The following is a 25,888-nucleotide window of genomic DNA, read 5'->3' on the forward strand; positions in this document are numbered from 1 at the left end:
GGCAGGGTTTGATCAAGGTATGTTGACCCGAGGGCAATGGGCGTGGCGGCAGGAATTCACCTTCATGTCTTGAATAGTTCAGAAAATGAAGTATATGGCGGCAGGACATTGCGCGAGAGGTCCCATGCCGGACGACACAAGCAACAGGCTGGATCAGCTGACGCCCGAGATACAGGCGATCATGGGGGTCTATGCCCTATATTGGAAACTGGAAGAGACGTTCGAGTGTATCGAAACCGAGCTTAGCCACCCGGAATGCCACATGCTGATCAAGCTGGATCAGCCCAAACGCATGGGCGTGTTGGCAGCCGATATGCTCAGCGTTCCGTCCACCATTACGGCCACCGCGGATGCGCTGGAGCAGGCCGGGTACCTGACCCGCGAGAAAGACCCCGCCGACCGCCGTGCCTTGCTACTGGTGCTGACCGACAAAGGCCATGACGCCCGCGACATGCTGGTGGCCGAGGCCGGAGAACTATTTCACCGGGCCTCCGGTCTGAATGCCGAAGAAACCGCCCAATTCGCGCAACTGGCGCGCAAAATCCGTGACAATGTTCTGAAAACCGGAATTCCCGAGGGATTAACAAAATGAAACTGCTGACCGCTCTGGGCCTTGCGATGGCCGTTCTGGCAACCCCGATGGCCGCGCAGGAGGTTTCGAAACCCGTGAAGCTGATGCTTGTGCGCGAGACCGAGCCCGGCTTTTCGCGCCAGTTCTTTGGCCGTGTCGCAGCGCGGCAGACGGTGGATTTGGCCTTTCAGGTGCCGGGTCAGATTGTCGAGATGCCCGTGACCGAGGGTTTTGTCATTCCCAAGGATGACCTGATCGCGCGTCTGGATCAGGAACCGTTCGAACTGCGCCTGAGCCGCGCGCGGCTGCAAAAGGAACAAGCCGACCGGACCGTCGCCCGACTGTCCCGCCTGCGGGGCACCACGGCCAGCCAGGTGGCGGTCGATGACGCCGAGACCGAGGCGCAACTGGCGGCCATCGCCCTGCGCGATGCCGAATACGAACTTGAACACGCCACGCTGACGGCCCCCTTCGACGCGCTGGTGTCCAGCCGCGCGGTCGAGGCGTTCACCACAGTGTCCGCAGGCACCCCGATTGTCCGCCTTCACGACATGTCCGAATTGCGGATCGAGGTGGACGTGCCCGAGATTCTGTTTCAACGCTCGGGCCAGCAGGATGACATAACTCTCACCGCCAAATTCCCGGTCAGTGATGAGGTATTTCCGCTGGAAATCCGCGAATTCGACGCCGAATCCTCCAGCGTCGGGCAGACCTATCGCATTCAGTTCGGGCTGACCCCGCCCGAGGGGTTGCAGATTCTGCCGGGGTCCTCGGTGACGGTCAACGCCAAGGTGCGGGACGGGCGCGTGGGCATCATCGTGCCCGCGACTGCCATCGTTGCCGATGCCGCTGGTGAGCTGGGGGTCATGGTCTTTGACCCGGTTGGCGCCGATGAAGGGACCGTGAAGCGTGTGCCTGTGACCATCGAGCCAACCCAGACCGGCGATGTGCGTGTGCTGAGCGGCCTGTCGGATGGCCAAGAGATTGTGGTGGCAGGCGGCGCTGCGCTGACCGATGGTCAGACCGTGCGCCGTTTTACCGGTTTTTCGAACTAAAGGGGCGGGCAGATGAAAATTGCGCGCGCTTCCATTGACCGGCCACTTTACACGTGGCTGATCATTCTGATCGCCCTGTTCGGTGGTATCTGGGGGTTTCTGTCGCTGGGGCGGCTGGAAGACCCGGCCTTTACCATCAAAAACGCGGTCATCATCACGCAATACCCCGGCGCCACCGCCGAGCAGGTCGCGCTGGAGGTCTCGGAACCGCTGGAATCGGCGATCCAGCAGATGGGAGAAGTAGATACCATCACCTCGGTTAATCAGCCGGGCGTGTCGCTGATTGAGGTTGAGATTCAATCTACCTATGACGGCTCTGAACTGCCGGACATCTGGACCCGCCTGCGCGCCAAAATCCGTGACGCGTCCCGCAGCCTGCCCTCGGGTGTCGGTGCGCCTTACGTCAATGACGGGTTCGGCGATGTGTTCGGCCTGTTTTACGCCGTCACCGCCGACGGCTTTTCGGACGCGGAAAAGCACGAACTGGCGACCTTCCTGCGTCGCGAGTTGCTGACCGTGGACGGCGTCGCCGACGTCGAGGTTCAAGGCCTGCCGGAAGAGGCGATTTTCATTGAACCGGATCTGGCGATCTCGGTGAACCAGAACGTGCCCATTCAGGCGCTGAATGAGGCCATCGCCAACGCGGATTCGGTCAATTCATCCGGTTCCCTGAGGTCCGGCAATGACCGAACGACCATCCTGACAGCAGAAGGCTCCGACAGCGTGTCGGCGATTGCGGGGTTGTCGGTCGGCTCGCAGGGGCAGGTGATCAACCTGTTCGACATGTCCAACGTGTACCGCGCCCGCCAGACCGATCCGCAGGTCATGATCCGGTTCAACGGGACCGAGGCGTTCACGCTGGGCATCGCAGGGCTTTCAACGGAAAACATCGTCGAGGTCGGAAAGCGCGCCGACGCCAAATTCGCCGAGCTTGATCCGAGCATCCCCTTCGGTGTCGAGATTCTGCCGATCTACCAGCAGCATGTCGTGGTCGAACAGGCCTCGAACGATTTTCTGGTCAACCTTGCGATGTCCGTGGCCATCGTGGTGGCCGTTCTGGGCATCTTCATGGGCTGGCGGGCGGCTATCGTGGTCGGCTCGACCCTGTTGCTGACCGTTGTGGGCACCCTGTTGTTCATGGCGCTTTTCTCGATCGAGATGGAGCGGATTTCGCTGGGCGCGCTGATCATCGCGATGGGCATGCTGGTGGACAACGCCATCGTCGTGGCCGAGGGGATGCAGATCGCCATGCTGCGCGGCAAATCCTCGCGCGATGCGGCGGAAGAGGTCGCCTCGAAAACGCAAATCCCGCTGTTGGGGGCGACGGTGATCGGCATCATGGCCTTCGCGGGAATTGGCCTTAGCCCGGATGCGACCGGCGAATTTCTGTTCTCGCTTTTCGCGGTGATCGGCATCTCCCTGCTGCTAAGCTGGGTGCTGGCGATCACCGTGACGCCAATGCTAGGGCATTACTTCTTCAAGCAGGGCAAGGCGGGTGACGTGGACGCATACAGCGGGATTCTGTTCCGCATCTACGGCGTCATCCTGCATTGGGCGCTTCGATTCCGCTGGCTGGTGGTCGCCGGGTTGGTTGCCGTTACAGTCGCCTGTTACGCCGGTTTCGGGCTGGTGAAACAGCAGTTCTTCCCGGATTCGAACACGCCGCTGTTCTTCGTGCATTACAAACTGCCACAGGGCACGCCGATTGCGCGCACAAGTCAGGATATGGCGGTTTTCGAAGACTGGCTGAACGACCGAGACGATGTGGTGTCCGTGACAACCTTTGTCGGGCAGGGCGCGACGCGGTTCATGCTGACCTACTCGGCCGAGGACCCGAATCCCAGCTACGGCCACATGATCATCCGGACCGAGACGCTGGACGATATCCCGGCGCTGCAGGCCGATCTGGAAGCCTTCGGAACCGGGCGCTTCCCCGAAGGTGAGTTCCGCACCAAGCGTCTGGTCTTTGGCCCCGGCGGCGGCGATCCGATCCAGGCGCGGTTCTCGGGCAGCGACCCGGTCGTGCTACGGCAACTGGCCGAAGAGGCGGTGCAACGGATGGCCGCAGCTTCCCCCAACGCGCTCAATATCTATCAGGACTGGCGCGAGAAAGAGCTGGCCGTGCGCCCGATCTACGCCACTGAACGGGCGCAGACGGCAGGTGTCAGCCGCGAGGATATCGCTGCCACCCTGCAGTTTTCGACCGATGGCATCAGCGGCGGTGTCCTGCGCGAACGCGACCGCCTGATCCCGATCATCATCCGGCGGGCGGCGGATGGGGATTATTCGATCGTCGATCAGGTGGTGTATTCCGATCAGTCCGAACGCTTCGTACCTGTCGAGCAGATGGTGGACGGGTTCGAATACGAGGCGCTGAATACGCTGGTGCATCGCAGGGACCGGGTGCTGACCATCACTGTCGGTGCCGATATCCCGCCCGGTATCACAGCGGCGCAGGTGCATGCCGAGGTGCGCGATGCCATCGAAGCCATCGACCTGCCGCCGGGCTACAGGATGGAGTGGGGCGGCGAGTATGAAAACTCGCGCGATGCGCAGGAGAGTCTGGGCAGGCAATTGCCGCTGAGCCTGCTGATCATGGTGCTGATCTCGGTGCTGCTGTTCAACGCGCTGCGTCAGCCGATCATCATCTGGCTGCTGGTGCCGATGTCGGTCAATGGCGTCGTCATCGGCCTGCTGGGAACCGGCCTGCCGTTTACCTTCACGGCATTGCTGGGGCTGCTCAGCCTGTCGGGGATGCTGATCAAGAACGGCATCGTTTTGGTCGAGGAGATCGACCTGGTCCGCGCCACCGGAAAACCCCTGCGCGAGGCGATTGTCGAAGCATCCGTCTCGCGTCTGCGCCCGGTCATGCTGGCGGCGATCACCACCATTCTGGGGATGGCACCGCTGCTGACGGATGCGTTTTTCGTGTCGATGGCGGTGACGATCATGGGGGGTCTGGCCTTTGCCACGGTGCTGACAATGGTGGCCGCGCCGGTGTTCTACCTGCTGTTTTTCGCGCGCGATGAACGGCGGGTGGCACAGGCCGCCTAAAGACCCGCTTTCGTCAGATCAGCGGGACAAACGGCACGTCACAGGCGGCTAGGGCGGTAAGAGCGGCGATAGCCAGTAGAATGCGCATCTTGGTGGTCCTTCTGCTCGATTAGCCAAAAAATGAGCGCCCGCTGACAAAACGTCAACGGGCGCAAATATTTTCCTGAATGATGCGCGCTTTGCGGCTCAATGCGCGTGGTTAACCCTGCAGCGACTGCACCTCGACATCCCCTTCGGCCTGGGCCTTGATCGCCAGCGCGGCGGCGTGGCTGGCGGCGGCGGTGGTGAAGTAGGGGATCTTGTCATACAGCGCGATTGAGCGGATGGACTTGCTATCCTCGACCGCCTGTGCGCCCTCGGTGGTGTTCATCAGCAACTGAACCTGACCGTCTTTCAGCATATCGACCACGTCTGGGCGGCCTTCATACACCTTGTTGACCACGTCGCAGGGCACGCCCTGATCCGCCAGCCAGCTTTGGGTTCCGCGGGTCGCGACCAGTGCGAAGCCTTGCCCGACCAGAACCTGCGCTGCCTCGAGCATAGCGGGTGTCTTGTCGGCGTCCTTGATCGAGATAAACGCACGGCCCGACGAAGGCAGCACCATGCCCGCCCCCATCTGCGCCTTGAGGAAGGCGCGCGGGAAGTCGTGATCCCAGCCCATCACTTCACCGGTCGAGCGCATCTCGGGGCCGAGGATCGTATCGACGCCGGGGAAGCGGGCGAAGGGTAGCACCGCCTCTTTCACCGAGAACCACGGCATGTTCGGGTCGGCCAGTGTCATCTGGTCGACGACTTTGTGGTCCTGTTCCTTGTTGTAGGCGGGACGCTGCGGGAAGTTCGACAGCGGCTCGCCCGCCATCACCCGCGCGGCGATCGAGGCGATGGCGCTGTCGGTGGCCTTGGCCACGAAAGGCACGGTGCGGCTGGCGCGGGGGTTGACCTCAATCAGGTAAATCTCGTCATCCTTGACCGCGAACTGCACGTTCATCAGGCCGACTACGTTCAGCGCGCGGGCCAATTTATGCGCCTGATCCTCGATCTGCGCCAGAATCTCGGGGCTGAGCGAATAGGGTGGCAGCGAGCAGGCCGAGTCGCCCGAATGCACGCCCGCCTCTTCAATATGCTGCATGATGCCCGAGACGTGAACATCCGTTCCATCACACAGCGCATCCACGTCCAGTTCCACCGCGCCGGACAGATAGCTGTCGAGCAGCACGGGGCTGTCGCCGGAGACCACCACGGCTTCGTTAATATACCGTTTCAACTGGTCCATATCGCGCACGATTTCCATCGCGCGGCCGCCCAGAACGTAAGAGGGGCGAATGACCAGCGGGAAGCCGATTTCCTCGGCAATCTCAAGTGCCTGTTCATCGGTCGAAGCGATGCCGTTCTTGGGTTGTTTCAGACCCAGCTCATTGACCAGCGCCTGGAAGCGTTCGCGGTCTTCGGCCAGATCGATCGCATCAGGCGTGGTGCCGAGGATCGGGATGCCTTCGTTTTCAAGCGCGTGGGCCAGTTTCAGCGGGGTCTGGCCACCGAACTGAACGATGACGCCGTGCAGGGTGCCGTTTTCCTGCTCTTTCATCAGGATTTCCATGACATGTTCAAAGGTCAGCGGCTCAAAATATAGACGATCCGAGGTGTCATAGTCGGTGCTGACCGTCTCGGGGTTGCAGTTGACCATGATGGTCTCGTACCCCGCATCGGTCAGCGCGAAACAGGCGTGACAGCAGCAATAGTCGAACTCGATCCCCTGACCGATCCGGTTCGGGCCGCCGCCGAGGATGACGACCTTTTTGCGGTCACTCGGGCGGGCCTCGCATTCAACTTCGCCCATCATTGGGGCTTCATAGGTCGAGTACATGTAAGGCGTCTGCGCTTCGAATTCGGCGGCGCAGGTGTCGATGCGTTTGAAGACGGCTGAAACGCCCAGATTGCGGCGGGCGCGGCGGACATTGGCTTCGTCGCGACCGGTCAGATTGCCCAGACGCGCATCGGTGAAGCCCAGCATTTTCAGCCTGCGGATGCCGTCTTCGGTCATCGGCAGACCATCTTTGCGGACCTGACGCTCGGCTTCGATGATTTCGCGGATACGGGCGAGGAACCACGGGTCGAACTTGGTGACGCCGAAGATTTCGTCGTCGGTCAAGCCATGACGCATCGCCTGAGCAATCGTGCGCAACCGGTCCGGCGTCTGTTGGCTGATCGCCTTGATCACGGCGGCTTTGTCGTCGGCCTCATCCCAAACGCCCACGCTCAGGCCGGGGATTTCGATTTCATCAAACCCGGTCAGACCCGATTCCATCGAGGCCAACGCCTTTTGCATCGATTCGTGGATGGTGCGGCCGATGGACATGGCCTCACCCACCGATTTCATCGCGGTGGTCAGGTAGGGTTCCGAGCCGGGGAATTTCTCGAACGCGAATTTCGGGATTTTTGTCACGACATAATCGATGGTCGGCTCGAACGATGCCGGGGTGACCTTGGTGATGTCGTTGTCCAACTCGTCCAGCGTGTAACCCACGGCCAGTTTCGCGGCGATCTTGGCAATCGGGAAACCGGTTGCTTTGGAGGCCAGAGCCGACGAGCGCGACACGCGCGGGTTCATCTCGATCACGACCATGCGGCCATCATCTGGGTTGATCGCCCATTGCACGTTCGAGCCACCGGTCTCGACGCCAATTTCACGCAGAACAGCGATCGAGCCATTGCGCATGATCTGGTATTCCTTGTCGGTCAGCGTCAGGGCAGGGGCCACGGTGATCGAGTCACCCGTATGCACGCCCATCGGATCGACGTTTTCGATGGAACAAACGATGATGGCGTTGTCGGCAGTGTCGCGCACCACCTCCATCTCGTATTCTTTCCAACCCAGCAGGCTTTCATCGACGAGGATCTGATTGACGGGTGAGGCATCCATGCCCGAGCGGCAGAAATGGATGTAATCCTCGCGGTTATAGGCCACACCACCGCCGGTTCCGCCCAAGGTAAAGGCAGGGCGGATGATCGCGGGCAGGCCGATCTCTTCCAGCTCATCCAGCGCCATCTGCACACCCGCATCCAGATCGGTCGAGCCGTCTTCCTTGCGGGGCGCGGTTACGATGGTCGCCTTGGGGTTTTCCAGCCCCAACCGATCCATCGCCTCGCGGAATAGCTTGCGATCTTCGGCCATTTCAATCGCGTCGCGCTTGGCACCGATCATCTCGACGCCGAACTCCTCGAGCACGCCCATCTCTTCCAACGCCAGCGAGGTGTTCAGGCCGGTCTGCCCGCCCATGGTGGGCAGCAGGGCGTCGGGGCGTTCTTTCTCGATGATCTTGGCGACCACCTCGGGCGTGATCGGCTCGATATAAGTCGCATCGGCCAGACCGGGATCGGTCATGATCGTCGCGGGGTTCGAGTTCACCAGAATGACCCGATAGCCTTCCTCGCGCAGCGCCTTGCAGGCCTGAGCGCCGGAATAGTCGAACTCACACGCCTGACCGATAACAATGGGGCCCGCCCCGATGATCATGATCGACTGGATGTCGGTTCTTCTCGGCATGGCCACGTTCCTTCGATTATCCGCGAGTCAGGGCACCGCCCCAGCGCCCAAATTGTCCTGCGTTATAGGGACCGCGCGAAAAGGTGCAAGAGGGATCGGAAACAGGGATGAAATTGCCGCTTTCCCCCCTTTCCCTTGGCGGCGTATTCTCTATACCGCGCAGCACGGCAAATGAGGATGCACTTGCGTATTCGATTTGATCAGGGGCCTGCCGGTCCGGGAACCTTTTTTGACCGGCCATCCCACATAATCCGCGCGGATCAGCCGGAGGACGTGCCCCAGGCCTTGGCGGCGCTGGATGCTGCACGCGCCGATGGGGCATGGATCGCCGGGTATGCCAGTTATGAGCTCGGTTATGCGCTGGAGCCGCGCCTGAACGCTCGCATGCCGCAGGATCGCCGGTTGCCGTTGCTGGTTTTTGGGGCGTATGACGCACCAGTGCAATCCGACCTACCCAAAACGGGTGGCGGGATTTCCAGCTTCAAGCCACGCTGGGACGAGGCGCGCTATAAGCATGCTTTCCAGACCGTACATGACGCCATCGGCGCGGGGGATATCTATCAGGCCAACCTGACCTTCCCGATTGATCTGACGGTCGATGGCAACAGCGGCGCGCTCTATTCCGCGCTGGCGGCGGGTCAGCCTGTCGGCCACGGTGCGCTGGTCGAACAGGACGGATTGCCGGACCTGCTGAGCCGTTCACCCGAACTGTTTTTTCGCACCGATGAAACCGGGCGTATCGAAACCCGCCCGATGAAGGGCACTCAGCCCCGAAGCGAGGATATGGCCGAGGACGCCCGGAACCGCAATTTCTTGTCGACCGATCCAAAGAACCGGGCTGAAAACCTGATGATCGTCGACCTGCTGCGCAATGATATCAGCCGCGTGGCATTGCCGGGCTCGGTCCATGTGCCGGAACTGTTCAAGGTCGAGACCTACGCGACAGTGCATCAGATGGTCTCGCTGGTGCGGGCGCAGTTACAAGTTGGGGCCGAACTATCGGAAATCCTGACGGCCCTGTTCCCCTGCGGGTCAATCACCGGTGCGCCCAAAATCCGCGCGATGGAGATTCTGGCCGATCTGGAGCCTTGGGCACGCGATATCTACTGCGGCACCATCGGTTGGGCCGCCCCCGATGGCCGGTCCGAGTTCAACGTGGCCATCCGCACGCTAATGGTCGAGGATGGACGCGCCACGCTGAACGTGGGCGGCGGTGTGGTCTGGGACAGCACAGCCGCCTCGGAATATGAGGAAGCCTTATGGAAAGCCCGCTTCGCCCGCCAGTTGAGCCTGATTTCCGCCTGATCGAGACGCTGGCCTATAGGCCGGATCAGGGATTTGTGCGCAAGACCCGGCACCTGGATCGCATGGCCCGGACGGCGGATGCTCTGGATCTGCCATTTTTGCGGGCGCAGGCTGAGGCGGCTCTGTCCCCGGTTTCCAGCGACGGCGATTTGCGCTGCAGGTTGACGATGGACGCCGCTGGCGCATTTGAGCTGACCACCGCTCGTTTGGCGGAAAATCCGGCCAAATGGAGATTGGGGATTGCCGACAAACGACTGAATTCTTCGGATATCTGGCTGCACCACAAAACCACCCGGCGCGCGGTCTATGATGACGCTCGCGCCGCGATGCCCCCAGAGATCGACGAGCTTTTGTTCCTGAACGAGCGCGATGAATTATGTGAGGGCACGATCACCAACCTGTTTCTTACGATGTCCGACGGGCGCTGCCTGACACCGGCGCTGTCCTGCGGCTTGCTGCCCGGTATTCTGCGCGAAGAAATGCTGGAAAAATACAACGTTACGGAAGCCAGATTGACCTTGACCGATCTGCGAAACGCACGAACTGTCCACATGGGAAATTCATTGCGCGGGCTGATCCCGGTGGAGTTGGTGAACCAGTGAGCAAAGACAGCACAATGGTCGGACCGCCGGTCGCGATGCTCCGGCTGCGGGTGGAGTTCGGCCTGTTTTACATCGCCGCCCCACTGGTTATTGCAGTGTTCTTCCCACCCGACTGGATGTTCCCGGCGCTCTTTGCCTTTACCGGGCTGGGGATTGTGCTGCTGAACTGGACGCCGGGGTTTCGCTGGGCGGAACTGCGATATGAATGGGCGAACTGGTCCTGGCGCGAGTTGCTCGCCTTTACGCTCATCATGGCGGCATTTTGCACGGTGCTCATTCAGATCACCCGGCCCGAGGCCGCCTTTTTCCTGCTGCGACACCGGCCCGAGATGCTGGCCATGATCTGGATCGGCTATCCGCTGGCCTCGGCCTTACCGCAAGAGCTGCTGTTCCGGTCCCTGTTCTTCCGCCGCTATCACGCAATCCTGCCTGATGGCCGCCGGGCCTATCTGCTGAACGCGTTCGTGTTTTCCTTCGCCCATCTGATGTACTGGAGCTGGATTGTCGCCGTGATGACCTTTGCCGGAGGGATGCTGTTTACATGGGCTTACCGTCAGCGCGGCTCGTTTGTATTCGCGGTGCTGCTGCACGCGATCGCGGGCAATATCATCTTTGCCGTCGGTTTGGGCGTCTATTTCTACTCGGGCAACGTGCAAAGGCCGTTTTGACGGCGCGACCCGCCTTGACTTTCCAGACCTGACAGGGTGTATCGGCGCGACGAATTCTGCGCCCGAAGGGATATCTCCATGCACGCCTATCGCAGCCACACCTGCGCCGCTCTGACCGCCGCCAATGTCGGTGAAACCGTCCGCCTGTCGGGATGGGTGCATCGGGTCCGAGATCACGGTGGCGTGCTGTTCATCGACCTGCGCGATCACTTCGGTGTCACGCAGGTTCTGTGCGATGGCGACAGCGCCGCCTTTGCCGAACTTGAGAAAGTTCGCTCCGAGTGGTGCATCCGCATCGATGGATCGGTCAAGGCGCGCGACCCGGAACTGGTGAACCCGAAACTGCCTACCGGCGAGGTCGAGGTTTACGTGCGCGAGTTGGAAGTGCTTGGTGCTGCCGACGAACTGCCGCTTATGGTCTTCGGCGATCAGGAATACCCCGAGGAAACCCGCCTGCGCTATCGCTATCTGGACCTGCGCCGCGAGGCGATGCAGCGCAACATGACCCTGCGCTCGGACGTTGTGGCCTCGATGCGTAAACGCATGTGGGATCAGGGGTTCCGCGAGTATCAAACGCCGATCATCACCGCCTCGTCCCCCGAAGGCGCGCGCGACTTTCTGGTGCCGTCGCGCCTGCATCCGGGCAAGTTCTACGCCCTGCCGCAGGCCCCGCAGCAGTTCAAGCAGTTGATCATGATGTCGGGCTTCGACAAGTATTTCCAGATTGCGCCCTGTTTCCGCGATGAAGATCCGCGCGCCGACCGCTCGCCCACCGATTTCTATCAGTTGGACCTTGAGATGTCCTTTGTCGAGCAGCAGGACGTGTTCGACACGATCCAGCCCGTTCTGACCGGCGTTTTCGAAGAGTTCGGCGGTGGCCGCAAGGTCGATCAGGAATGGCCGCAGATTTCCTACAAGGATTCGGCCCTGTGGTACGGCACCGACAAGCCCGACCTGCGCAATCCTATCAAAATGCAAGTGGTCTCCGACCACTTCCGCGATTCTGGCTTTGCGATTTTCGCAAAGCTGCTGGAGCAAGACGGTACTGAAATCCGCGCCATCCCCGCGCCGGGTGGTGGCAGCCGCAAATTCTGCGACCGCATGAACGCCTTTGCGCAGAAAGAGGGTCTGCCCGGGATGGGCTACATCTTCTGGCGCGATCAGGGCGAAGGCCGAGAGGCCGCAGGGCCTTTGGCCAAGAATATCGGGCCTGAGCGCACCGAGGCGATCCGCCAGCAACTTGGGCTGGATGTGGGTGATGCGGCGTTCTTCCTGGGCGGCAAGCCCAAGGCCTTTGAAAAGGTCGCAGGCAAGGCGCGGGATGTGATCGGCGATGAGCTAGGCCTGACCGAGAAAGACCGGTTCGCCTTTGCATGGATCGTGGATTTCCCAATCTATGAACAGGACGAGGAAACCGGCGCGATCGATTTTGAACACAACCCGTTCTCGATGCCGCAGGGTGGCATGGAGGCACTGCAGGGCGATCCGCTGGATGTACGTGGGTATCAGTACGACTTGGCGTGCAACGGCTATGAGCTGGTGTCGGGCGCAATCCGGAACCACAAGCCCGAGATCATGCTGAAAGCCTTTGAACTGGCAGGCTACGGCAAGGATGAGGTCAAATCCCGCTTTGGAGCCCTGTTCAACGCCTTCCACTACGGCGCACCGCCCCACGGGGGCTGTGCTGCGGGCATCGACCGGATCGTGATGCTGTTGGCGGATGAGGCGAATATCCGCGAGGTCATGATGTTCCCGATGAACCAGCGGGCTGAGGATCTGATGATGGACGCGCCGTCCGATCCAACCTCGGACCAGTTGATGGAACTGGGTCTTCGGATCATCCCGCAGGACTAAGAGAGCTGCCCGCCGCGTGCGGGCGGTTTGCTTTCTGGGGACCGGAAAAACGCTGTTTCAGACGAGTGCGCGTGAGACCGCGTCGGGCGGCAAAATGCCGCTGGCCCCGTACCCGTGCAACTTCTAAGGTCGAGAAACGCACTAACCTAGCTGTTTCCCCAACCCATTCCGGTTCTCCCGAATGGTACGGGCGGCTTTGCGTGTTTGACGGTAGAGCCACAGACATAGAAGCGATGCGGCGACGAGGTAGGCGGCGGCCATCTCAGATTGCCTCGCGCCGTTCCAGCCTGCTTTGCACGATCCCGGCCAGTTGCGCGGCCTCGGCGGTGATCGGCGTGCCCTGTGCCCGGGACACTGCAAGCTTTCGGGCGGCTTCAGCCAGAACGGCATCATCAGCCTCACGCGCGACGCCGCGCAGGAACTGTGTAGCGTAATCCAGGGTGCGTGGATCATTCGGGCCTGCCAGAATATCAGCGATATGGGCCATATCATCCTGGTACGCCATCGGGTCCGGGCGGATCACCTCATCCCGCACAGCATGAAGATCGCCGGGGCGGCGATCCTCGGGCAGAAGCTCCAGGATGGATTTCTGAAAATACGCCATTGATTTTAGCGGTTTGGGCAAAAACCCATCGGCCCCGGCCCGGCGCGCATCCGCCTTGGCGCAATCATCGCCGGACATGCCCAGAATGACGCCGATCCGGGGCGAGGCTTGGGTCAGTTCCTCAATCAGGTCCGCGCCCGAGCCATCCGGCAGGCCCATATCCACCAGAATGACCGACGGGCGGTAAATCTGCAGATGGCGTCGGGCCGATTTCAGGCAGTCGGCGCGCCGAATTCTGGCCCCGCTGTGTAGACACATAAGGCGGATCACGTCGCACGCATACCGGCTGTCTTCGACAACCAGAATGGTTTGGCCCAACAGGGGCCGCGTTGCGGTGGGCGTGGCGATAGTGGTGGCGAAAGGGCCCGAATCGTCCATGGCAGATCTCCTATCCAGCAGATGCCTTACGCTAGGAACTTCTGGCTAACACAGGGTTAACGGGCGATTTGGCGCACTTGTCCTTTGCCGGGTCTGCCCCCATAACCCATGCAACAAAGGACAGAGGAGAACATCATGATCGGTCGTCTTAACCACGTTGCCATCGCCGTGCCGGACCTTGAGGCCGCGTCCGAGCAGTATCGCAGCGCGCTGGGTGCCAGCGTGGGCGCGCCGCAGGATGAACCCGATCATGGCGTGACCGTTGTGTTCATCGAACTGCCCAACACCAAGATCGAACTGCTCTACCCTCTTGGCGATGACAGCCCGATCAATGGATTCCTCGAGAAAAACCCCGCCGGTGGCATCCACCACGTGTGCTATGAGGTCGAGGATATCCTCGCGGCCCGCGACCATCTGAAGGAAACCGGCGCGCGCGTGCTGGGCTCTGGCGAGCCCAAGATCGGCGCGCATGGCAAGCCCGTGTTGTTCCTGCATCCCAAGGACTTCAACGGCTGTCTGGTCGAACTGGAACAGGTTTAAACCCCTAACCCCGGAGGGTCCGACATGACGATCACAGCCGCCTTGGTTCTGTTCGCGGTCATCTGGTTCATGACCTTGCTTGTGGTGCTACCCATCCGCATCAAAACCCAAGGCGATCTGGGTGAGATCGTGCCGGGTACCCATGCGGGCGCGCCGGAGGTTCACCACATGAAGAAGAAGCTGTGGATCACCACCGGCATTTCTGTGGTGCTCTGGGCGGTGATTGCGGGGATTATCGTGTCGGGCGTGATCTCGGTGCGCGATTTCGACTGGCTGAATCAGTTGGAACCGCGCTAGGCGCTGTCAGGCCCTGCTGGCTGACAAGCTGTGGTAGATATGGGTGAATGTGGCGGCTCCGATGATCGGGATCACCAGATTTACCAAGGGAACCGACAGCGGGATGGCCATCAGCGTTCCCGCAATCCAGATGGTTGTCGAATGCTTTGCCCGCAACTTCCGCGCCCCGTCGCGGCCCAAACGGCGCATGGCGGCCAGCGTGAAGTATTCTCGGCCCAGCAGGAACCCGTTCATGGCCCAGAAGATGAACGGCGCAAGCGGGGTGAAGATCGCGTAAAGTATCAGCGCCAGCAGGTTTGCAACGATCAGAACGCCCAGAAAGCTCAGACCGTCCCGCACCGCCTCGGAGACCGGAATGCGGCGGGCCGGGGGCAGGGTTTTGTAGTGCTTGTCCTCGACCGCCTGCGCGACCTCGTCCAGAAAGATCGAGGTTATGGCCGAGGCGACCGGAACCATCAGAAACACCGGCAGCACAAGCACCAGAAAGATGCCCGAATAGTTCAGCACGTCGTTCAGCCACGGCACGACACCGACGAAGGGCAATGAGATTTCATTGCCCGATAGCGTGTTGATGAACCAGATCGCACCCGCGCAAGCGACCACCAGCAGCAGGATCGTCAAGCCGACACCGCGCAGCAGAACAGCGCGAAATTTGGGATCGCCGATTTGTCCCAACGCCGAGAAGAAGGCGTTCAGGATGATCATTCAGATACCCACTGAGTTAATGCCGCGACGTCCGGACGGGGACGCTCGGGTGGGGTCCTGCTTTCGGTCGCGATGTGGATCAGGCCCGCGACGCGTTCATTTTCGGCCAGACCAAGTGCCGTCCTGCAGAACTCGCGGTCATGCGCTTGCCAGCCCGACAGCCAGTTGGCCCCCCAACCAGCAGCCAGCGCAGCGTTCAGCAAGGCCAGACAGACCGCCCCTGCGGAATAGGTCTGTTCGATGGCCGGAACTTTGTCGCTGGGCTTTTGCACCTCGATCACCGCCACTGCCAGTTGCCCCATATCGAACTGACTGCGCGTTTTCGCGATATCCTCAGCGCTTTTGCCCAACGCGATGCCGCAGTCTTCGGTCAATTGCGCCAGACGCGGCATGGCCTCTTTTTCCAGCACAATAAAGCGCCAGGGTTCCAGCTTACCGTGGTCGGGGCTGCGCGCGGCAGCGGTGAGCAGGGGCAGCAGTTCCTCGCGTGTGGGTGCCGGAGCGATCAGCGTTTTGGCCGGGCGTGACCGGCGCGACTGCAGAAATTCCAGAGCGGCCGGGTTTTTCAGGGACATATGTTAACTTCCTTTACATGGGCAGTCTGTAAGTTGGTCAGCATGGCCCCCGATTCAAGGGCAAACTGGCGATTTGCCCAGATCATTTTCATTCCGGGACCGGTCATGCAAGGGTGTTGAAAAAAGCGGGGGCAATATGGCCAGGTCACGACTGCGAAATTTGCCGGACTTGCGCAGCCTGGCCCGACGGGGCGCTGAGCTTCCGGTCAGAGTGACGCCGAAAGCTGCGCAGGATCGGGCGACGCTAGAAGGTGAGCAACTACATATCCGGGTCACGGCACCGGCTGACAACGGCAAGGCCAATCAGGCCGTCCGCTCCATCCTGGCGCAATGCTTGGGTGTCGCCCCATCAACGCTGACTCTGAAACGGGGGCAGACCAGCCGCGACAAGGTTTTTGTCTATGACCCTTAGTCCTGCGTTTCCCGCAACTGATACACGCCCTCGGGCAGGTCCAACGCCGCGGCCAGATCGCGCACCTGTTCGGGCGAGAGGGTGATTTTCTGTACCTGATCCGTTCGCGGGTCCAGTTGTTCCAGCGTGACGCATTCGGCGAAGTTGTTGATGACCACATCCTCCTGCAAAGGCTTCTCGCCTTCGTCGATCAGAGTAATGACGGTCGAGTCGAATTCATGCTCAATCGAAAACATACGGGCAGAGTGCCGGTGGACGCCGCGCAATGCAACCCGTTGGCAACCGATCAGGCGTGGCCCCGCATGGATCACCGCGCTATGGTGGCTGGGCGGCAAGACTGACCGGAAGGGGTCCTGATGACACGTGCGATCTTCTTGGCAGTCCTGTTGCTGCTGGCAGCTTGCGATTCGGGGGTGCTACGCGTTCTGCCCGCCGAGGATTGGGAATCGCGTTCGGCGGATTCTCAGGTCACGACCGAGACGTTTCGCGAGGTCAGCCGCGCCATCGGGGCCGAGGCCCGCACCCAGTGTCTGCGTCAGGCGCCATCCGGGAATTGCGACTTTCGGATTTTAGTAGACCTGAACCCGCGCGCGCCTGCCAACGCCTTTCAGACTTTGGACGAAAACGACCAGCCCGCCATCATTTTCACCCGCTCGATGATAAGCTCGGCGCAGAATGCGGATGAGCTGGCGTTTGTAATGGGGCACGAGGCGGCGCATCACATCCTGGATCACATCGAACGGCAATCCCGAAACGCCAGTGAAAGTGCGGCCCGGTTCGGTGAACTGGCCCGATTGCACGGGGCTGATGAAGCCGGGGTGGAAGAGGCGCAGAAGCTCGGGGCGCAGGTCGGCGCGCAGATTTATTCCCAGGACTTTGAGCTTGAAGCGGATCAGTTGGGCACAATTATCACCTATAAAGCGGGTTATAACCCGTTGGTCGGGGCAAAGTTCTTTGACCGAATTCCAGATCCCGGTGACCGGTTCCTCAGTTCGCACCCGCCCAACGCAGACCGTGTTCAAATCGTTCTGGAAACAGCCGCGCAACTGGGGCTGACGCAATGACCACCCTGACGCGATTGGGGGTGATTCTGACCGATCGCGGGTCAAAATATGCGGTTTCGGGCGCGCATGTCACGAGTCGGGCCGAGATCGACGTGGTGCTAGGTGATCTGAAATCGGACAAAAGCTATGCAAAGGCCACGCATAACACCTGGGCCGCGACCCTGCCGACCGGGGCGTTGAAAGCGGATGACGGGGAAAGCGGTGCCGGCATGGTGATCCTGCGGATGATGGAGCGGGAAGGTCTGGACAATCACGTGATCATTGTCACGCGCTGGTCCGGTGGCAAAAAGCTGGGCGGCGACCGGTTCAGGCGCGTGCAGGACGCAACCCGCGCCTATCTGGACCGGGTCGGTAAGGTCAATTGACCTGAGTCAAAGGATCAGTCGAACAAAACCTGTACCCTGATCGTGACGCGAGACGTGAGAGGATTCCGCATGGCCAGTCAGAGTGTTCTGCGACTACACGCCGGTTTGGTCGATGATATGGCCAGAATGCTGGACGTTGATCTGGAACAGGCCGCGATTGGCGGTCAGGTGAGCATTGATCAGATTTCGGATGCGGTTTTGCGGTGCACTGACTGCCCGAACCCTGGCCATTGCCAGCAGCTTCTGGCGCAGGAACCCACCCTTGGACAAGCGCCAGAATACTGCCGAAACCGCGAGCTACTGCATAAGCTGATGCCATAGGGGACCCGCCATCATGCCGCATCTGGGAGAAGTCATGGCACATATCCGCCTTGTTTTGCGGATGGGTCAGGCGACCGGGACAGACATCGTCGCGGCGCACCGCAAGGGTCACCTGAGCCAGCAGGATTGGGCCGGAATGATCCGATCCTGCCAGGGATGCGCATGGGCCAGCCAGTGCCCCGAATGGCTGGATGAACACGAAACCGCTTTTGATGCGCCCGAACACTGCCCCAACCGGACCAGGTTCGCAGCGCTGAAAGCCTCAGGATAATGAGATCGATGATGCCAAAGGATACCCTTGGAGACGTCGAAAAACACTTTTGGCTGACCCGGTCCGTCGCCCGTTGCATCGGCGTGTCCCTGACCGAGGCGATGGCCGAAAAGCGGCTTTCGCCAGAATGCTATGCCGGGATGGTCACGAAGTGCCGGGCGTCGCAATGTAGCGCACACTGCGAAATCTGGCTATCCGAGCAACAGAATGTAGCCGCGTCCGCGCCCGAGTTCTGTGCCAACGCCGACCAGCTGAACGCGTTGAAATAACCCCTACAGCTTGGAATGCGACCCGTCGCAAAGCGGCGATTTCGACGAATGCTTGCAGCCGCAAAAGAAGACTTTTTTGCTGGCGTCGGCGGTAAACTTCACCGGCTCTATCCCAGTTCCCTTGTGCGATCCGTCGCAAAAAGGCTGGTTGCTGGACTTGCCACAGGCACACCAGAAATAGGTCTTCCCCTCGGTCACCTCGACTGGAAAAGGAGAGGTTTGGGCAATAATCGGTGTGTCGGACATGTGGCGTCTCCGTCTTTGGCTGATGTCTTTAATCCAGTGTAGAGCGCCGCGCCGAAAAGGGTAGCACGCGCGATGCAACCCAGCCTGATAACCGGAGATTCGAGCGTGGTTCCGCCTCAGATCACGGTTTCGTGATCAAGTCTGTTGCCAGAAAGACCAGCAAGTCTTATCCTGAGACTGGCCCCGAAAAACTGGTCAATATCAGAAAATTAATAGAGGATTGACGGACATGAAACTGAAATTCGCTGCCCTTGGCGCATTCGCTCTGATCCTGACGGCCTGCGCGCAGCAGGAAGAGCCGACCCCCGTTTTCGTTCAGCCCAGCTATGACAAGGCCGGCAACGCAAGCTGCCCGGGCGGGTATGAACTGGCCACGACCGAGGCAGGCCAGACCGTCTGTAACCCGGTTACCCAGTAAGCTCTTTCGCAGGCGGCCCGACTGTGGGCCGCCTGCCTGCTTCGGAAAGTAATGCCGCCTGTTGGGCGGTTTTTTCTTGCCTGATCGGAGTGCGGGCATGATCCTTCAATCCCAATGACACGCACCAATACCCAAGGCCGATGCAGTACTTTTTCACCCGACTAAAGGACCGTACCCGCTGGAGCTGGCAGGGCCTGCGCGCCACATGGCGCGATGAGTATTCCTTTCGCTCGTGGGGTTGGGCCAACCTTGTGTCAGTGGCGCTGGTTCTGTGGCTGCCCGTCGGGTCAGCCGAGCGGGCGCTGATCATCGTGCTGGGGCTTCTGGTGCTGGTGGCCGAGCTGTTCAACACCGCGATTGAGCGCGCGGTGGATTTCACCTCGACCGACCAGCACCCTCTGGCCGGTCAGGCCAAAGACGCCGCAAGCGCAGCGGTCGCCCTGACGGCCATTGCGGCCGGTGCAGCCTGGGTGGTGGCCCTGCTCGATTTGTTCTGACGGTGCCTGCCGGGTCAGTATTTTCTGAAACGGTACTTCTTCTTGATCCCAAGCGACCTGCGCCCGTAACGCTTGTTTGACTTGTGCGGATAGCGCCCGAACTTGTGCCGTTTCAACCCGGAACGATGGTGTTTCTTAACCGTCTTCCGGTGGTGAACCCCGTGCTTTTTAACGGAATGTTTGGTCTTGGGCACAAAATAGTGGCGTTTTATCGGGTGCTGACTGTGCAGCTTGATGCCCGCGTCCTTACCGCCCACGATGATAATGGCCGCGCTTTTCTTTTCGATATGATGCGCAACGGCGGCTGAGCCGGTAAGAGACGCAGCCAGCACAGACAGCGCGCATATTGAAGCGATTGGAAATCTGCTGAACATGACACCCTCCGTTTGGTTTCATGTCCAATATCGGTACGGGGGGCGGCGCTTACCAATAAACTCGGGTCACGCTTTTCTCAGACCGCTTGTTCAGACCAGTTTGCCCCACAGGTCGTATTCCCCGGCCTCGTCAACCTCGACCGAGACGATGTCGCCGGGTTTGAGATGCGCGAAACCCTCGTCGATGAACAGGTTTCCGTCGATCTCGGGCGCGTCTGCCTTGGTGCGGCAGGTTGCGGCCTCGTCATCGACCTCATCCACGATAACCTGGATGGTCTGACCGACCTTTGCCTGCAGTTTGGCCTCTGAGATCGCTTGCGCCTTTGCCATGAACCGGTCCCAGCGGTCCTGTTTGACCTCGGCAGGAACGTGATCGGGCAGATCGTTCGACCGCGCGCCATCGACGTTCTCGTATTGGAAGCAGCCGACGCGATCCAGTTGTGCCTCGTCCATCCAATCCAGCAAGGTCTGGAACTCGGCCTCGGTCTCGCCGGGATAACCCACGATAAAGGTCGAGCGCAGGGTGATATCGGGGCACACTTCGCGCCACGCGCGGATCTCATCCAGCGTTTTGGCCGCCGCTGCGGGGCGTGCCATGCGTTTCAGAACGTCCGGGTGGGCGTGTTGGAACGGGATATCCAGATAAGGCAGCACATTGCAGCCCGCATCCGCCATCAGCGGGATCAACTCGCGCACATGCGGGTAGGGGTAGACGTAGTGCAGCCGCACCCAGGCATCCAACCGCGCCAATTCACGCGCCAGATCGGTGATGTGGCTGCGAACCTCGCGGTCCTTCCACGGGTTCACATCGTATTTGCGATCCAACCCATAGGCCGAGGTATCCTGCGAGATCACCAGCAACTCGCGCACGCCGTTATCGACCAGCTTCTCAGCCTCGCGCAGAACCGCATGGGCCGGGCGGCTGGCCAGTTTGCCGCGCATGTCAGGGATGATGCAGAACCGGCATTTGTGGTTACAGCCCTCGGAAATCTTGAGGTAACTGTAATGGCGCGGGGTCAGTTTCACGCCGCTGGCGGGCAGCAGGTCGACAAACGGGTCCGGGTCGGGCGGAACGGCCACGTGAACCGCATCCAGAACCTGCTCGTATTGATGTGGGCCGGTGACGGCCATGATGCGCGGGTGGTGTTCACGGATATAGTCCGGCTCCGCCCCCAGGCAGCCAGTAACGATGACCTTGCCGTTTTCGACCAAAGCCTCGCCAATTGCATCCAGCGACTCGGCCTTGGCGCTGTCGAGGAACCCACAGGTATTCACGATCACGGCATCCGCCCCCGCATAATCGGGCGAAATGCCGTATCCTTCGGCACGCAGGCGGGTCAGAATACGCTCGCTATCGACCAGCGCCTTCGGACAGCCCAACGAGACCATGCCGATGGTCGGCTGGTTCGCGCGGGGCGCGTCGGAAATCCGGGCGGCGGGCGCCAGGTCGGGGCGGAGGTTCGGCGGGTTCGTGGTCATGGCGCGGCATATAGTGGGGAAAGCTTCCCCTTGCAAATGTCGCGCGCGGTTTGAATGATTAATTCAAACAAGCCAAAAGGCGGAGAGCAGAAAATGAAGTGGCTGTTGCGCATCCTGTTTATTCTTGTGGCCGTGTTCGGGCTGGTCGTCGGGGCGCTGCTTCTGATGCCGGGCGACAAGCTGGCCGCCATTCTGACTGAACAGGTGCGCGCCGAAACGGGCCGGGACCTGACCCTGTCCGGCGATGTGAAGATTTCCTTCTGGCCGATCCTTGGCATGGAGACCGGCCCCGTGACCTTTGGCAACGCCGAATGGGCCGGGCCCGAACCGATGCTGAGCGCCGACAGCCTTGCCGTTGGCGTCGATGCTGCCGCGTTGCTGTCGGGCGATCTTAAGATCAAACGCGTGTTTGCCGAGAAACCACTGCTGCGGCTGGAACTGTCGCGAGGGCGCGGCAATTGGGAGCTGCGCGTTCCTGTCGCCGCCACGACCACCTCTGCCGGTACAAGCAGCGCCGCGCCGCAGGACTCTCGCCCTGTGACTTTGGACCGGCTGGAACTGACCAACGCACGGCTGATCTATATCGAAAACGGCGTAACCAAGATGGATTTCGCCGGGGTCAACCTGTCGGCCAGTTGGCCGGATGTGACCGCCCCGATGGTGATGGCGGCAAATATGGCGGTGCCCGGCGGGGCAGTGCAAGTCGACCTGAAGCTGCCGGACCTGCCCGCGTTTTCTTCCGGTGCTGTCACGCCGCTTGACCTGAAACTGCAGGCCCCGGGCGGAGAAATCGGGTTTGACGGGCGCGTCAACATTGCCGGGGAGATGGACGGCAAAACGCAGGTCGTGGCCAGAAACACCGAAAGGATGCTGGCCGCGTTTGGTCAGGCCGGAGTCAGCGTTCCACTGGGGTTAGGGCGCGTTGCGGATGTCTCGGGGCAGATGACATACACCAAAGATGGCCGCGTCTCGCTGCGGGATATGGTGGCGAATCTGGACCATAACCGTTTTGCGGGTGAGGCCGATATCGTGATCTCGGACCCGCCGCATATCACGGCCCGTCTGGACGCCGGAGACCTCGATCTGTCCCGGTTTGCCGAACCCGCTGCAGGTTCAGGTGGGGGGTCGGGGGGCGCATCAACAGCCGATGGATGGTCAACGGCCCCGATCGACGCCTCTGCCCTTGCCCTGGCCAATGGCAACATCCGCCTGACGGCCAAATCCATCGCTGTCCCTGATCTGACCCTCGGCCCCAGCAATCTGACGCTGAGCCTCGACCGGTCGCGTGCGGTTCTTCAAATGCAGCCCGCCACGCTGTTTTCCGGGCAACTGACCGGGCAGGTCGTGGCCAACAACCGCAACGGCCTGTCCGTTGGCGGCAATTTTCAGGCCAGCGGGTTGGATATCCAACAGGCCCTGTCTGCGCTTGCTGGCGTCGAGCGCCTGTCCGGCACCGGATCGGGCAGCTTCGAGTTTCTGGGCGTCGGACAGACCGAGCAGCAGATCATGAACTCGCTGTCCGGCAAGGGACGTCTGGATGTGGGCAAGGGCGTGATCGCGGGTTTTGATCTGGACCGCCTGATGGGGCAGGGCGGCGGCTCGGGCGGAACCACTGTGTTCAACAGCCTGTCGGGCAGTTTCACCATCGACAAAGGTGTGATGACCAACAATGACCTGCTGATGCTGCTGAACAACTTCCGCGCCGATGGCACCGGAACCGTGGGGCTGGGCGCGCGCAACATCGACTACCTGTTTACCCCGGTTGCCCTGCGCGCCAATTCCGGCAAGGGCATATCCGTGCCCGTGCGCATCGTCGGCCCGTGGAGCAACCCGTCGATCCGGCCAGACCTGACCAAGGTCATCGAGGCCGCCGCCGAGGGCAAGATCAAAGAGCTTGAGGGCGACGCCAAGCAAAAGGTTCTGGACAAGGTCGGCAGCGAGTTGGACACCACGGTCACAGACACCGGTCAGATCGAAGACGCCCTTAAGAAAAAGCTTGAGGAAGAAGCCAAGAAAGGCCTGCTGAAATTGTTTGGTGCCGACTGAGCGGCACCAAACAGGTTCAAAGATCAGATGGTCTGGTCGTAGTCGCCAACACCGGGCTCGGTGCGGATGACAGCGTCGATATCGGCGAAAATCGCGCGCATCTCGGCCTCGCTCTCGCTGCTTTCGCAGACGACAACCAGATTAGGCGTGTTCGACGAGGCGCGCACCAGACCCCAGCTGCCATTGTCGAGAATGACCCGCGCGCCGTTGACGGTGACCACCTCTTTGATCGCCCGGCCCGCAAAGGGTTCACCTGCGTCGCCCTTGGCGACCAGCTTGTCGACGAGGCGCTTCAGGATGTCGTACTTCTCGGTATCGGCGGCATAGGGTGACATGGTGGGGGTGGACCATGTTTTAGGCAGCGCCTTGCGCAGGTCCGACATGCTTTTGTCCGGGTTGCGGTCCATCAGCTTGCAAATCTCGACCGCCACGCGCATGCCGCAGTCGTACCCGCGCCCGATGGGTTCGGCCAGAAAGTAGTGGCCCGACTTTTCAAACCCGGCCAGAGCGCCGATTTCCTTGACCCGCCGTTTCATATGGCTGTGGCCGGTTTTCCAGTAATCCGCCTTGACCCCATGCGCCTGCAACTCGGGGTCGCTGGCAAACAGGCCGGTGGATTTCACATCCGCCACAAAGGTCGAGCCCGGATGCAGCCGCGCCAGATCGCGCGCCATGATGACGCCGACCTTGTCGGCAAAAATCTCTTCCCCCTCATCATCGACAACACCGCAGCGGTCGCCATCCCCGTCAAAGCCAAGCGCCAGATCGGCCCCGCTGGATTTCACGGTGTCGGCCATGTCGTGCAGCATCTCCATGGCCTCGGGGTTGGGGTTGTAGTTCGGGAAGGTGTAGTCGAGCCGGTTGTGGCTGGGCACGACCTCAACCCCGATCCGTTCGAAAATCTCGGGCGCAAAGGCCGAGGCAGTACCGTTGCCCGTGGCGCAAACCACCTTGAGTGGGCGGGACATTTTGAAATCGCCGACCAGATCGTCGATATAGGCCTCTTTCACGCCCTCGACGAACTCATACGCGCCGCCGGGGCGGGTGACGCCTTCGCCGTTCAGGACGATGTCGCGCAGTTCCGACATTTCATCTGGGCCATGGGTCAGCGGGCGGTCGAATCCCATTTTTACACCGGTCCAGCCATTCGGGTTGTGGCTGGCCGTCACCATCGCCACCGCAGGCACATCCAGATGGAACTGCGCGAAATAGGCCATGGGGCTGAGCGCGGGGCCGATATCCTTGACCCGAATCCCCGCCTGCATCAGGCCGAGGATCAGCGCGTTTTTGATCGACAGCGAATAGTCGCGATAGTCATTGCCCACCGCAATCACCGGCGCGATCCCGCGCTTATGCATCTGGGTGCCCAGCCCCAGTCCAAGGGCGGTCATGCCGGGCAGGTTGATCTCATCGGGGTATTTCCAGCGCGCGTCATATTCGCGGAACCCGGTGGGTTTGATCATCGCGTCGCGCAGAAAGCTCCAGGTGTTGGGTGTCACCTCAGGCAAGGGTTTGGTCATAACTGGTCTCAATCGTTAAATTTGAATCGGATTCGCTTTGGCGAGCGCATCAAAGCGCATCAATGTGTCAATCAATTGGCCCATCTGATCCAGCGGGATCATGTTGGGTCCGTCCGAGGGCGCGGTGTCCGGGTCCTGATGGGTTTCGATGAAAACAGCGCCGATCCCCAAGGACACCGCCGCCCGCGCCATCACCGGCGCGAATTCCCGCTGCCCGCCCGAGGACCCGCCTTTGCCACCTGGCTGTTGCACCGAATGGGTTGCGTCCATGACAACCGGATAGCCGGTTTGCGCCATCTGCGGCAGCCCGCGCATGTCGGCGACAAGCGTGTTGTAGCCAAACGAGGTCCCCCGCTCGGTCAGCAGGATGTTCTGGTTGCCGGTGCTTTCGATTTTGGTGACGATATTCGGCATTTCCCACGGTGCCAGGAACTGACCCTTTTTGACGTTCACCGCCTTGCCTGTGTTCCCGGCAGCCAGCAGCATGTCGGTCTGGCGGCACAGGAATGCGGGGATTTGCAGAACGTCCACAGCCTCGGCCGCGATGGCGCATTGAGCTTCGGTATGGACATCGGTCAGCACAGGGATGCCCATCGTCTTACGGATATCGTCCAGCACCTTCAGCCCGGCGTCGATCCCCATACCGCGTTTGCCGGACAGCGAGGTGCGGTTGGCCTTGTCATACGAGGCCTTGAACACATACTGCGCCCCCACGGCATCGCAGGCCTCTTTCATGGTGCCAGCGATCATCTGGGCGTGATCCGCAGTTTCAAGCTGGCAGGGACCGGCGATGAGGGTCAGCGGAAGGTCATTGCCGACCGTCAGGTCGGAGATTTTTACATGTTTCATGTGTC

General features: G+C 60.9%; 28 protein-coding genes. 18 read left to right on the forward strand and 10 right to left on the reverse strand.

Translation table 11 applies throughout. The annotated features are described in order from the left end of the window. Positions 1–124 precede the first annotated feature (124 nt). Genes ACR0JN_RS00580 through ACR0JN_RS00590 form a run of 3 tightly spaced genes read left to right on the forward strand, consistent with a single transcriptional unit; the run spans position 125 to position 4,680 of the window. Positions 125–592: a MarR family winged helix-turn-helix transcriptional regulator gene (locus ACR0JN_RS00580; RefSeq protein ID WP_480816725.1), complete on the forward strand. Its 468-nt coding sequence runs from the start codon at positions 125–127 to the stop codon at positions 590–592. Beyond that, complete coding sequence (locus ACR0JN_RS00585) at positions 589–1,626, forward strand: efflux RND transporter periplasmic adaptor subunit (protein ID WP_480883423.1); 1,038 nt, start codon at positions 589–591, stop codon at positions 1,624–1,626. The genes ACR0JN_RS00580 and ACR0JN_RS00585 overlap by 4 nt, the downstream gene beginning before the upstream one ends. 12 nt (positions 1,627–1,638) lie before the next feature. After that, the gene (locus ACR0JN_RS00590; protein ID WP_480883425.1) at positions 1,639–4,680 is read left to right on the forward strand and encodes an efflux RND transporter permease subunit; all 3,042 of its coding nucleotides are present in this window, start codon (positions 1,639–1,641) and stop codon (positions 4,678–4,680) included. Between the two features lie 199 nt (positions 4,681–4,879). On the opposite strand, the gene carB is transcribed toward ACR0JN_RS00590, so the two are convergent. After that, positions 4,880–8,224: a carbamoyl-phosphate synthase large subunit gene (carB, locus tag ACR0JN_RS00595; RefSeq protein WP_480883427.1), complete on the reverse strand. Its 3,345-nt coding sequence runs from the start codon at positions 8,222–8,224 to the stop codon at positions 4,880–4,882. A gap of 177 nt (positions 8,225–8,401) precedes the next feature. On the opposite strand from carB, the gene ACR0JN_RS00600 reads away from it, so the two are divergent. The 4 genes from ACR0JN_RS00600 to aspS all read left to right on the forward strand — a co-directional run bounded on the left by ACR0JN_RS00600 (position 8,402) and on the right by aspS (position 12,653). Next, on the forward strand, positions 8,402–9,529 hold the full coding sequence (locus ACR0JN_RS00600; RefSeq protein ID WP_480883429.1) for an aminodeoxychorismate synthase component I: 1,128 nt from the start codon (positions 8,402–8,404) through the stop codon (positions 9,527–9,529). Further along, complete coding sequence (locus ACR0JN_RS00605) at positions 9,484–10,131, forward strand: aminotransferase class IV family protein (RefSeq protein WP_480883431.1); 648 nt, start codon at positions 9,484–9,486, stop codon at positions 10,129–10,131. The genes ACR0JN_RS00600 and ACR0JN_RS00605 overlap by 46 nt, the downstream gene beginning before the upstream one ends. A gap of 14 nt (positions 10,132–10,145) precedes the next feature. Next, complete coding sequence (locus ACR0JN_RS00610; protein WP_480883433.1) at positions 10,146–10,799, forward strand: CPBP family intramembrane glutamic endopeptidase; 654 nt, start codon at positions 10,146–10,148, stop codon at positions 10,797–10,799. A 78-nt stretch (positions 10,800–10,877) separates the two neighbouring features. Then, positions 10,878–12,653 carry an aspartate--tRNA ligase gene (gene aspS / locus ACR0JN_RS00615; protein WP_480883435.1) on the forward strand — a complete coding sequence of 592 codons (1,776 nt, stop codon included), beginning with the start codon at positions 10,878–10,880 and terminating at the stop codon, positions 12,651–12,653. A gap of 262 nt (positions 12,654–12,915) precedes the next feature. On the opposite strand, the gene ACR0JN_RS00620 is transcribed toward aspS, so the two are convergent. Beyond that, positions 12,916–13,635, reverse strand: a complete 720-nt coding sequence (locus ACR0JN_RS00620; RefSeq protein ID WP_480883437.1) for a response regulator — start codon at positions 13,633–13,635, stop codon at positions 12,916–12,918. Between the two features lie 135 nt (positions 13,636–13,770). On the opposite strand from ACR0JN_RS00620, the gene mce reads away from it, so the two are divergent. After that, entirely contained in the window at positions 13,771–14,175 is a 405-nt protein-coding gene (mce, locus tag ACR0JN_RS00625) for a methylmalonyl-CoA epimerase (protein ID WP_480883439.1), read from the forward strand. Positions 14,176–14,199: 24 nt separating this feature from the next. Continuing rightward, on the forward strand, positions 14,200–14,472 hold the full coding sequence (locus ACR0JN_RS00630; protein ID WP_480816715.1) for a DUF1467 family protein: 273 nt from the start codon (positions 14,200–14,202) through the stop codon (positions 14,470–14,472). Positions 14,473–14,478: 6 nt separating this feature from the next. Here ACR0JN_RS00630 and ACR0JN_RS00635 read toward each other — a convergent pair whose 3' ends face one another. Continuing rightward, positions 14,479–15,177, reverse strand: coding sequence for an EI24 domain-containing protein (locus ACR0JN_RS00635; RefSeq protein ID WP_480883440.1), 699 nt, complete (start codon positions 15,175–15,177; stop codon positions 14,479–14,481). Next, on the reverse strand, positions 15,174–15,752 hold the full coding sequence (locus ACR0JN_RS00640) for a nitroreductase family protein (RefSeq protein ID WP_480883442.1): 579 nt from the start codon (positions 15,750–15,752) through the stop codon (positions 15,174–15,176). Before ACR0JN_RS00640 ends, ACR0JN_RS00635 begins: the two co-directional genes overlap by 4 nt. A 136-nt stretch (positions 15,753–15,888) precedes the next feature. On the opposite strand from ACR0JN_RS00640, the gene ACR0JN_RS00645 reads away from it, so the two are divergent. Then, a complete protein-coding gene (locus ACR0JN_RS00645) occupies positions 15,889–16,164 on the forward strand; it encodes a DUF167 domain-containing protein (protein ID WP_480883444.1) in 276 nt (91 codons plus the stop codon). Here ACR0JN_RS00645 and ACR0JN_RS00650 read toward each other — a convergent pair. Beyond that, entirely contained in the window at positions 16,161–16,400 is a 240-nt protein-coding gene (locus tag ACR0JN_RS00650) for a hypothetical protein (protein ID WP_480612476.1), read from the reverse strand. The two genes, ACR0JN_RS00645 and ACR0JN_RS00650, sit on opposite strands and share 4 nt — an antisense overlap. Before the next feature lie 120 nt (positions 16,401–16,520). Here ACR0JN_RS00650 and ACR0JN_RS00655 point away from each other — a divergent pair, with 120 nt between their 5' ends. From ACR0JN_RS00655 to ACR0JN_RS00675, 5 genes are all read left to right on the forward strand, one after another. Then, positions 16,521–17,228, forward strand: coding sequence for a M48 family metallopeptidase (locus ACR0JN_RS00655; protein WP_480883446.1), 708 nt, complete (start codon positions 16,521–16,523; stop codon positions 17,226–17,228). Further along, the gene (locus ACR0JN_RS00660) at positions 17,225–17,593 is read left to right on the forward strand and encodes a YigZ family protein (protein ID WP_480883448.1); all 369 of its coding nucleotides are present in this window, start codon (positions 17,225–17,227) and stop codon (positions 17,591–17,593) included. The genes ACR0JN_RS00655 and ACR0JN_RS00660 overlap by 4 nt, the downstream gene beginning before the upstream one ends. Before the next feature lie 69 nt (positions 17,594–17,662). Beyond that, positions 17,663–17,914 carry a DUF6455 family protein gene (locus tag ACR0JN_RS00665; protein WP_480883450.1) on the forward strand — a complete coding sequence of 84 codons (252 nt, stop codon included), beginning with the start codon at positions 17,663–17,665 and terminating at the stop codon, positions 17,912–17,914. Positions 17,915–17,927: 13 nt separating this feature from the next. Continuing rightward, on the forward strand, positions 17,928–18,185 hold the full coding sequence (locus ACR0JN_RS00670; protein ID WP_480883451.1) for a DUF6455 family protein: 258 nt from the start codon (positions 17,928–17,930) through the stop codon (positions 18,183–18,185). A gap of 11 nt (positions 18,186–18,196) precedes the next feature. Continuing rightward, the gene (locus ACR0JN_RS00675; RefSeq protein WP_480816707.1) at positions 18,197–18,454 is read left to right on the forward strand and encodes a DUF6455 family protein; all 258 of its coding nucleotides are present in this window, start codon (positions 18,197–18,199) and stop codon (positions 18,452–18,454) included. Between the two features lie 3 nt (positions 18,455–18,457). Here ACR0JN_RS00675 and ACR0JN_RS00680 read toward each other — a convergent pair whose 3' ends face one another. Then, the gene (locus ACR0JN_RS00680) at positions 18,458–18,700 is read right to left on the reverse strand and encodes a CDGSH iron-sulfur domain-containing protein (protein ID WP_480816706.1); all 243 of its coding nucleotides are present in this window, start codon (positions 18,698–18,700) and stop codon (positions 18,458–18,460) included. A gap of 229 nt (positions 18,701–18,929) precedes the next feature. On the opposite strand from ACR0JN_RS00680, the gene ACR0JN_RS00685 reads away from it, so the two are divergent. Beyond that, positions 18,930–19,118, forward strand: a complete 189-nt coding sequence (locus ACR0JN_RS00685) for a hypothetical protein (protein ID WP_480816705.1) — start codon at positions 18,930–18,932, stop codon at positions 19,116–19,118. A gap of 140 nt (positions 19,119–19,258) precedes the next feature. Continuing rightward, positions 19,259–19,615 carry a diacylglycerol kinase gene (locus ACR0JN_RS00690; RefSeq protein WP_480816704.1) on the forward strand — a complete coding sequence of 119 codons (357 nt, stop codon included), beginning with the start codon at positions 19,259–19,261 and terminating at the stop codon, positions 19,613–19,615. Positions 19,616–19,629: 14 nt separating this feature from the next. On the opposite strand, the gene ACR0JN_RS00695 is transcribed toward ACR0JN_RS00690, so the two are convergent. After that, on the reverse strand, positions 19,630–19,989 hold the full coding sequence (locus tag ACR0JN_RS00695; protein ID WP_480883453.1) for a hypothetical protein: 360 nt from the start codon (positions 19,987–19,989) through the stop codon (positions 19,630–19,632). Between the two features lie 90 nt (positions 19,990–20,079). Continuing rightward, complete coding sequence (rimO, locus tag ACR0JN_RS00700) at positions 20,080–21,468, reverse strand: 30S ribosomal protein S12 methylthiotransferase RimO (protein ID WP_480883454.1); 1,389 nt, start codon at positions 21,466–21,468, stop codon at positions 20,080–20,082. Between the two features lie 93 nt (positions 21,469–21,561). On the opposite strand from rimO, the gene ACR0JN_RS00705 reads away from it, so the two are divergent. Then, on the forward strand, positions 21,562–23,514 hold the full coding sequence (locus ACR0JN_RS00705; protein ID WP_480883456.1) for an AsmA family protein: 1,953 nt from the start codon (positions 21,562–21,564) through the stop codon (positions 23,512–23,514). A gap of 23 nt (positions 23,515–23,537) precedes the next feature. On the opposite strand, the gene ACR0JN_RS00710 is transcribed toward ACR0JN_RS00705, so the two are convergent. Continuing rightward, entirely contained in the window at positions 23,538–25,034 is a 1,497-nt protein-coding gene (locus ACR0JN_RS00710; RefSeq protein WP_480883458.1) for a phosphomannomutase/phosphoglucomutase, read from the reverse strand. 15 nt (positions 25,035–25,049) lie between these two features. Next, entirely contained in the window at positions 25,050–25,883 is an 834-nt protein-coding gene (kdsA, locus tag ACR0JN_RS00715) for a 3-deoxy-8-phosphooctulonate synthase (RefSeq protein WP_480883460.1), read from the reverse strand. Positions 25,884–25,888 lie beyond the last annotated feature (5 nt).

This window comes from Ruegeria sp. G12 (assembly GCF_056533565.1).

Coding starts and splice junctions, on each gene's coding strand:
- carB (WP_480883427.1), bottom strand. CDS start 8,224: ATGCCGAGAAGAACCGACATCCAGTCGATCATGATCATCGGGGCGGGC.
- ACR0JN_RS00640 (WP_480883442.1), bottom strand. CDS start 15,752: ATGTCCCTGAAAAACCCGGCCGCTCTGGAATTTCTGCAGTCGCGCCGG.
- ACR0JN_RS00695 (WP_480883453.1), bottom strand. CDS start 19,989: ATGTTCAGCAGATTTCCAATCGCTTCAATATGCGCGCTGTCTGTGCTG.
- ACR0JN_RS00655 (WP_480883446.1), top strand. CDS start 16,521: ATGACACGTGCGATCTTCTTGGCAGTCCTGTTGCTGCTGGCAGCTTGC.
- ACR0JN_RS00620 (WP_480883437.1), bottom strand. CDS start 13,635: ATGGACGATTCGGGCCCTTTCGCCACCACTATCGCCACGCCCACCGCA.
- ACR0JN_RS00670 (WP_480883451.1), top strand. CDS start 17,928: ATGCCGCATCTGGGAGAAGTCATGGCACATATCCGCCTTGTTTTGCGG.
- ACR0JN_RS00585 (WP_480883423.1), top strand. CDS start 589: ATGAAACTGCTGACCGCTCTGGGCCTTGCGATGGCCGTTCTGGCAACC.
- ACR0JN_RS00650 (WP_480612476.1), bottom strand. CDS start 16,400: ATGTTTTCGATTGAGCATGAATTCGACTCGACCGTCATTACTCTGATC.
- ACR0JN_RS00680 (WP_480816706.1), bottom strand. CDS start 18,700: ATGTCCGACACACCGATTATTGCCCAAACCTCTCCTTTTCCAGTCGAG.
- kdsA (WP_480883460.1), bottom strand. CDS start 25,883: ATGAAACATGTAAAAATCTCCGACCTGACGGTCGGCAATGACCTTCCG.
- ACR0JN_RS00590 (WP_480883425.1), top strand. CDS start 1,639: ATGAAAATTGCGCGCGCTTCCATTGACCGGCCACTTTACACGTGGCTG.
- ACR0JN_RS00705 (WP_480883456.1), top strand. CDS start 21,562: ATGAAGTGGCTGTTGCGCATCCTGTTTATTCTTGTGGCCGTGTTCGGG.
- mce (WP_480883439.1), top strand. CDS start 13,771: ATGATCGGTCGTCTTAACCACGTTGCCATCGCCGTGCCGGACCTTGAG.
- ACR0JN_RS00580 (WP_480816725.1), top strand. CDS start 125: ATGCCGGACGACACAAGCAACAGGCTGGATCAGCTGACGCCCGAGATA.
- ACR0JN_RS00675 (WP_480816707.1), top strand. CDS start 18,197: ATGCCAAAGGATACCCTTGGAGACGTCGAAAAACACTTTTGGCTGACC.
- ACR0JN_RS00690 (WP_480816704.1), top strand. CDS start 19,259: ATGCAGTACTTTTTCACCCGACTAAAGGACCGTACCCGCTGGAGCTGG.
- rimO (WP_480883454.1), bottom strand. CDS start 21,468: ATGACCACGAACCCGCCGAACCTCCGCCCCGACCTGGCGCCCGCCGCC.
- ACR0JN_RS00610 (WP_480883433.1), top strand. CDS start 10,146: ATGGTCGGACCGCCGGTCGCGATGCTCCGGCTGCGGGTGGAGTTCGGC.
- ACR0JN_RS00600 (WP_480883429.1), top strand. CDS start 8,402: ATGCACTTGCGTATTCGATTTGATCAGGGGCCTGCCGGTCCGGGAACC.
- ACR0JN_RS00665 (WP_480883450.1), top strand. CDS start 17,663: ATGGCCAGTCAGAGTGTTCTGCGACTACACGCCGGTTTGGTCGATGAT.
- ACR0JN_RS00710 (WP_480883458.1), bottom strand. CDS start 25,034: ATGACCAAACCCTTGCCTGAGGTGACACCCAACACCTGGAGCTTTCTG.
- ACR0JN_RS00630 (WP_480816715.1), top strand. CDS start 14,200: ATGACGATCACAGCCGCCTTGGTTCTGTTCGCGGTCATCTGGTTCATG.
- ACR0JN_RS00685 (WP_480816705.1), top strand. CDS start 18,930: ATGAAACTGAAATTCGCTGCCCTTGGCGCATTCGCTCTGATCCTGACG.
- ACR0JN_RS00660 (WP_480883448.1), top strand. CDS start 17,225: ATGACCACCCTGACGCGATTGGGGGTGATTCTGACCGATCGCGGGTCA.
- ACR0JN_RS00635 (WP_480883440.1), bottom strand. CDS start 15,177: ATGATCATCCTGAACGCCTTCTTCTCGGCGTTGGGACAAATCGGCGAT.
- aspS (WP_480883435.1), top strand. CDS start 10,878: ATGCACGCCTATCGCAGCCACACCTGCGCCGCTCTGACCGCCGCCAAT.
- ACR0JN_RS00605 (WP_480883431.1), top strand. CDS start 9,484: ATGGAAAGCCCGCTTCGCCCGCCAGTTGAGCCTGATTTCCGCCTGATC.
- ACR0JN_RS00645 (WP_480883444.1), top strand. CDS start 15,889: ATGGCCAGGTCACGACTGCGAAATTTGCCGGACTTGCGCAGCCTGGCC.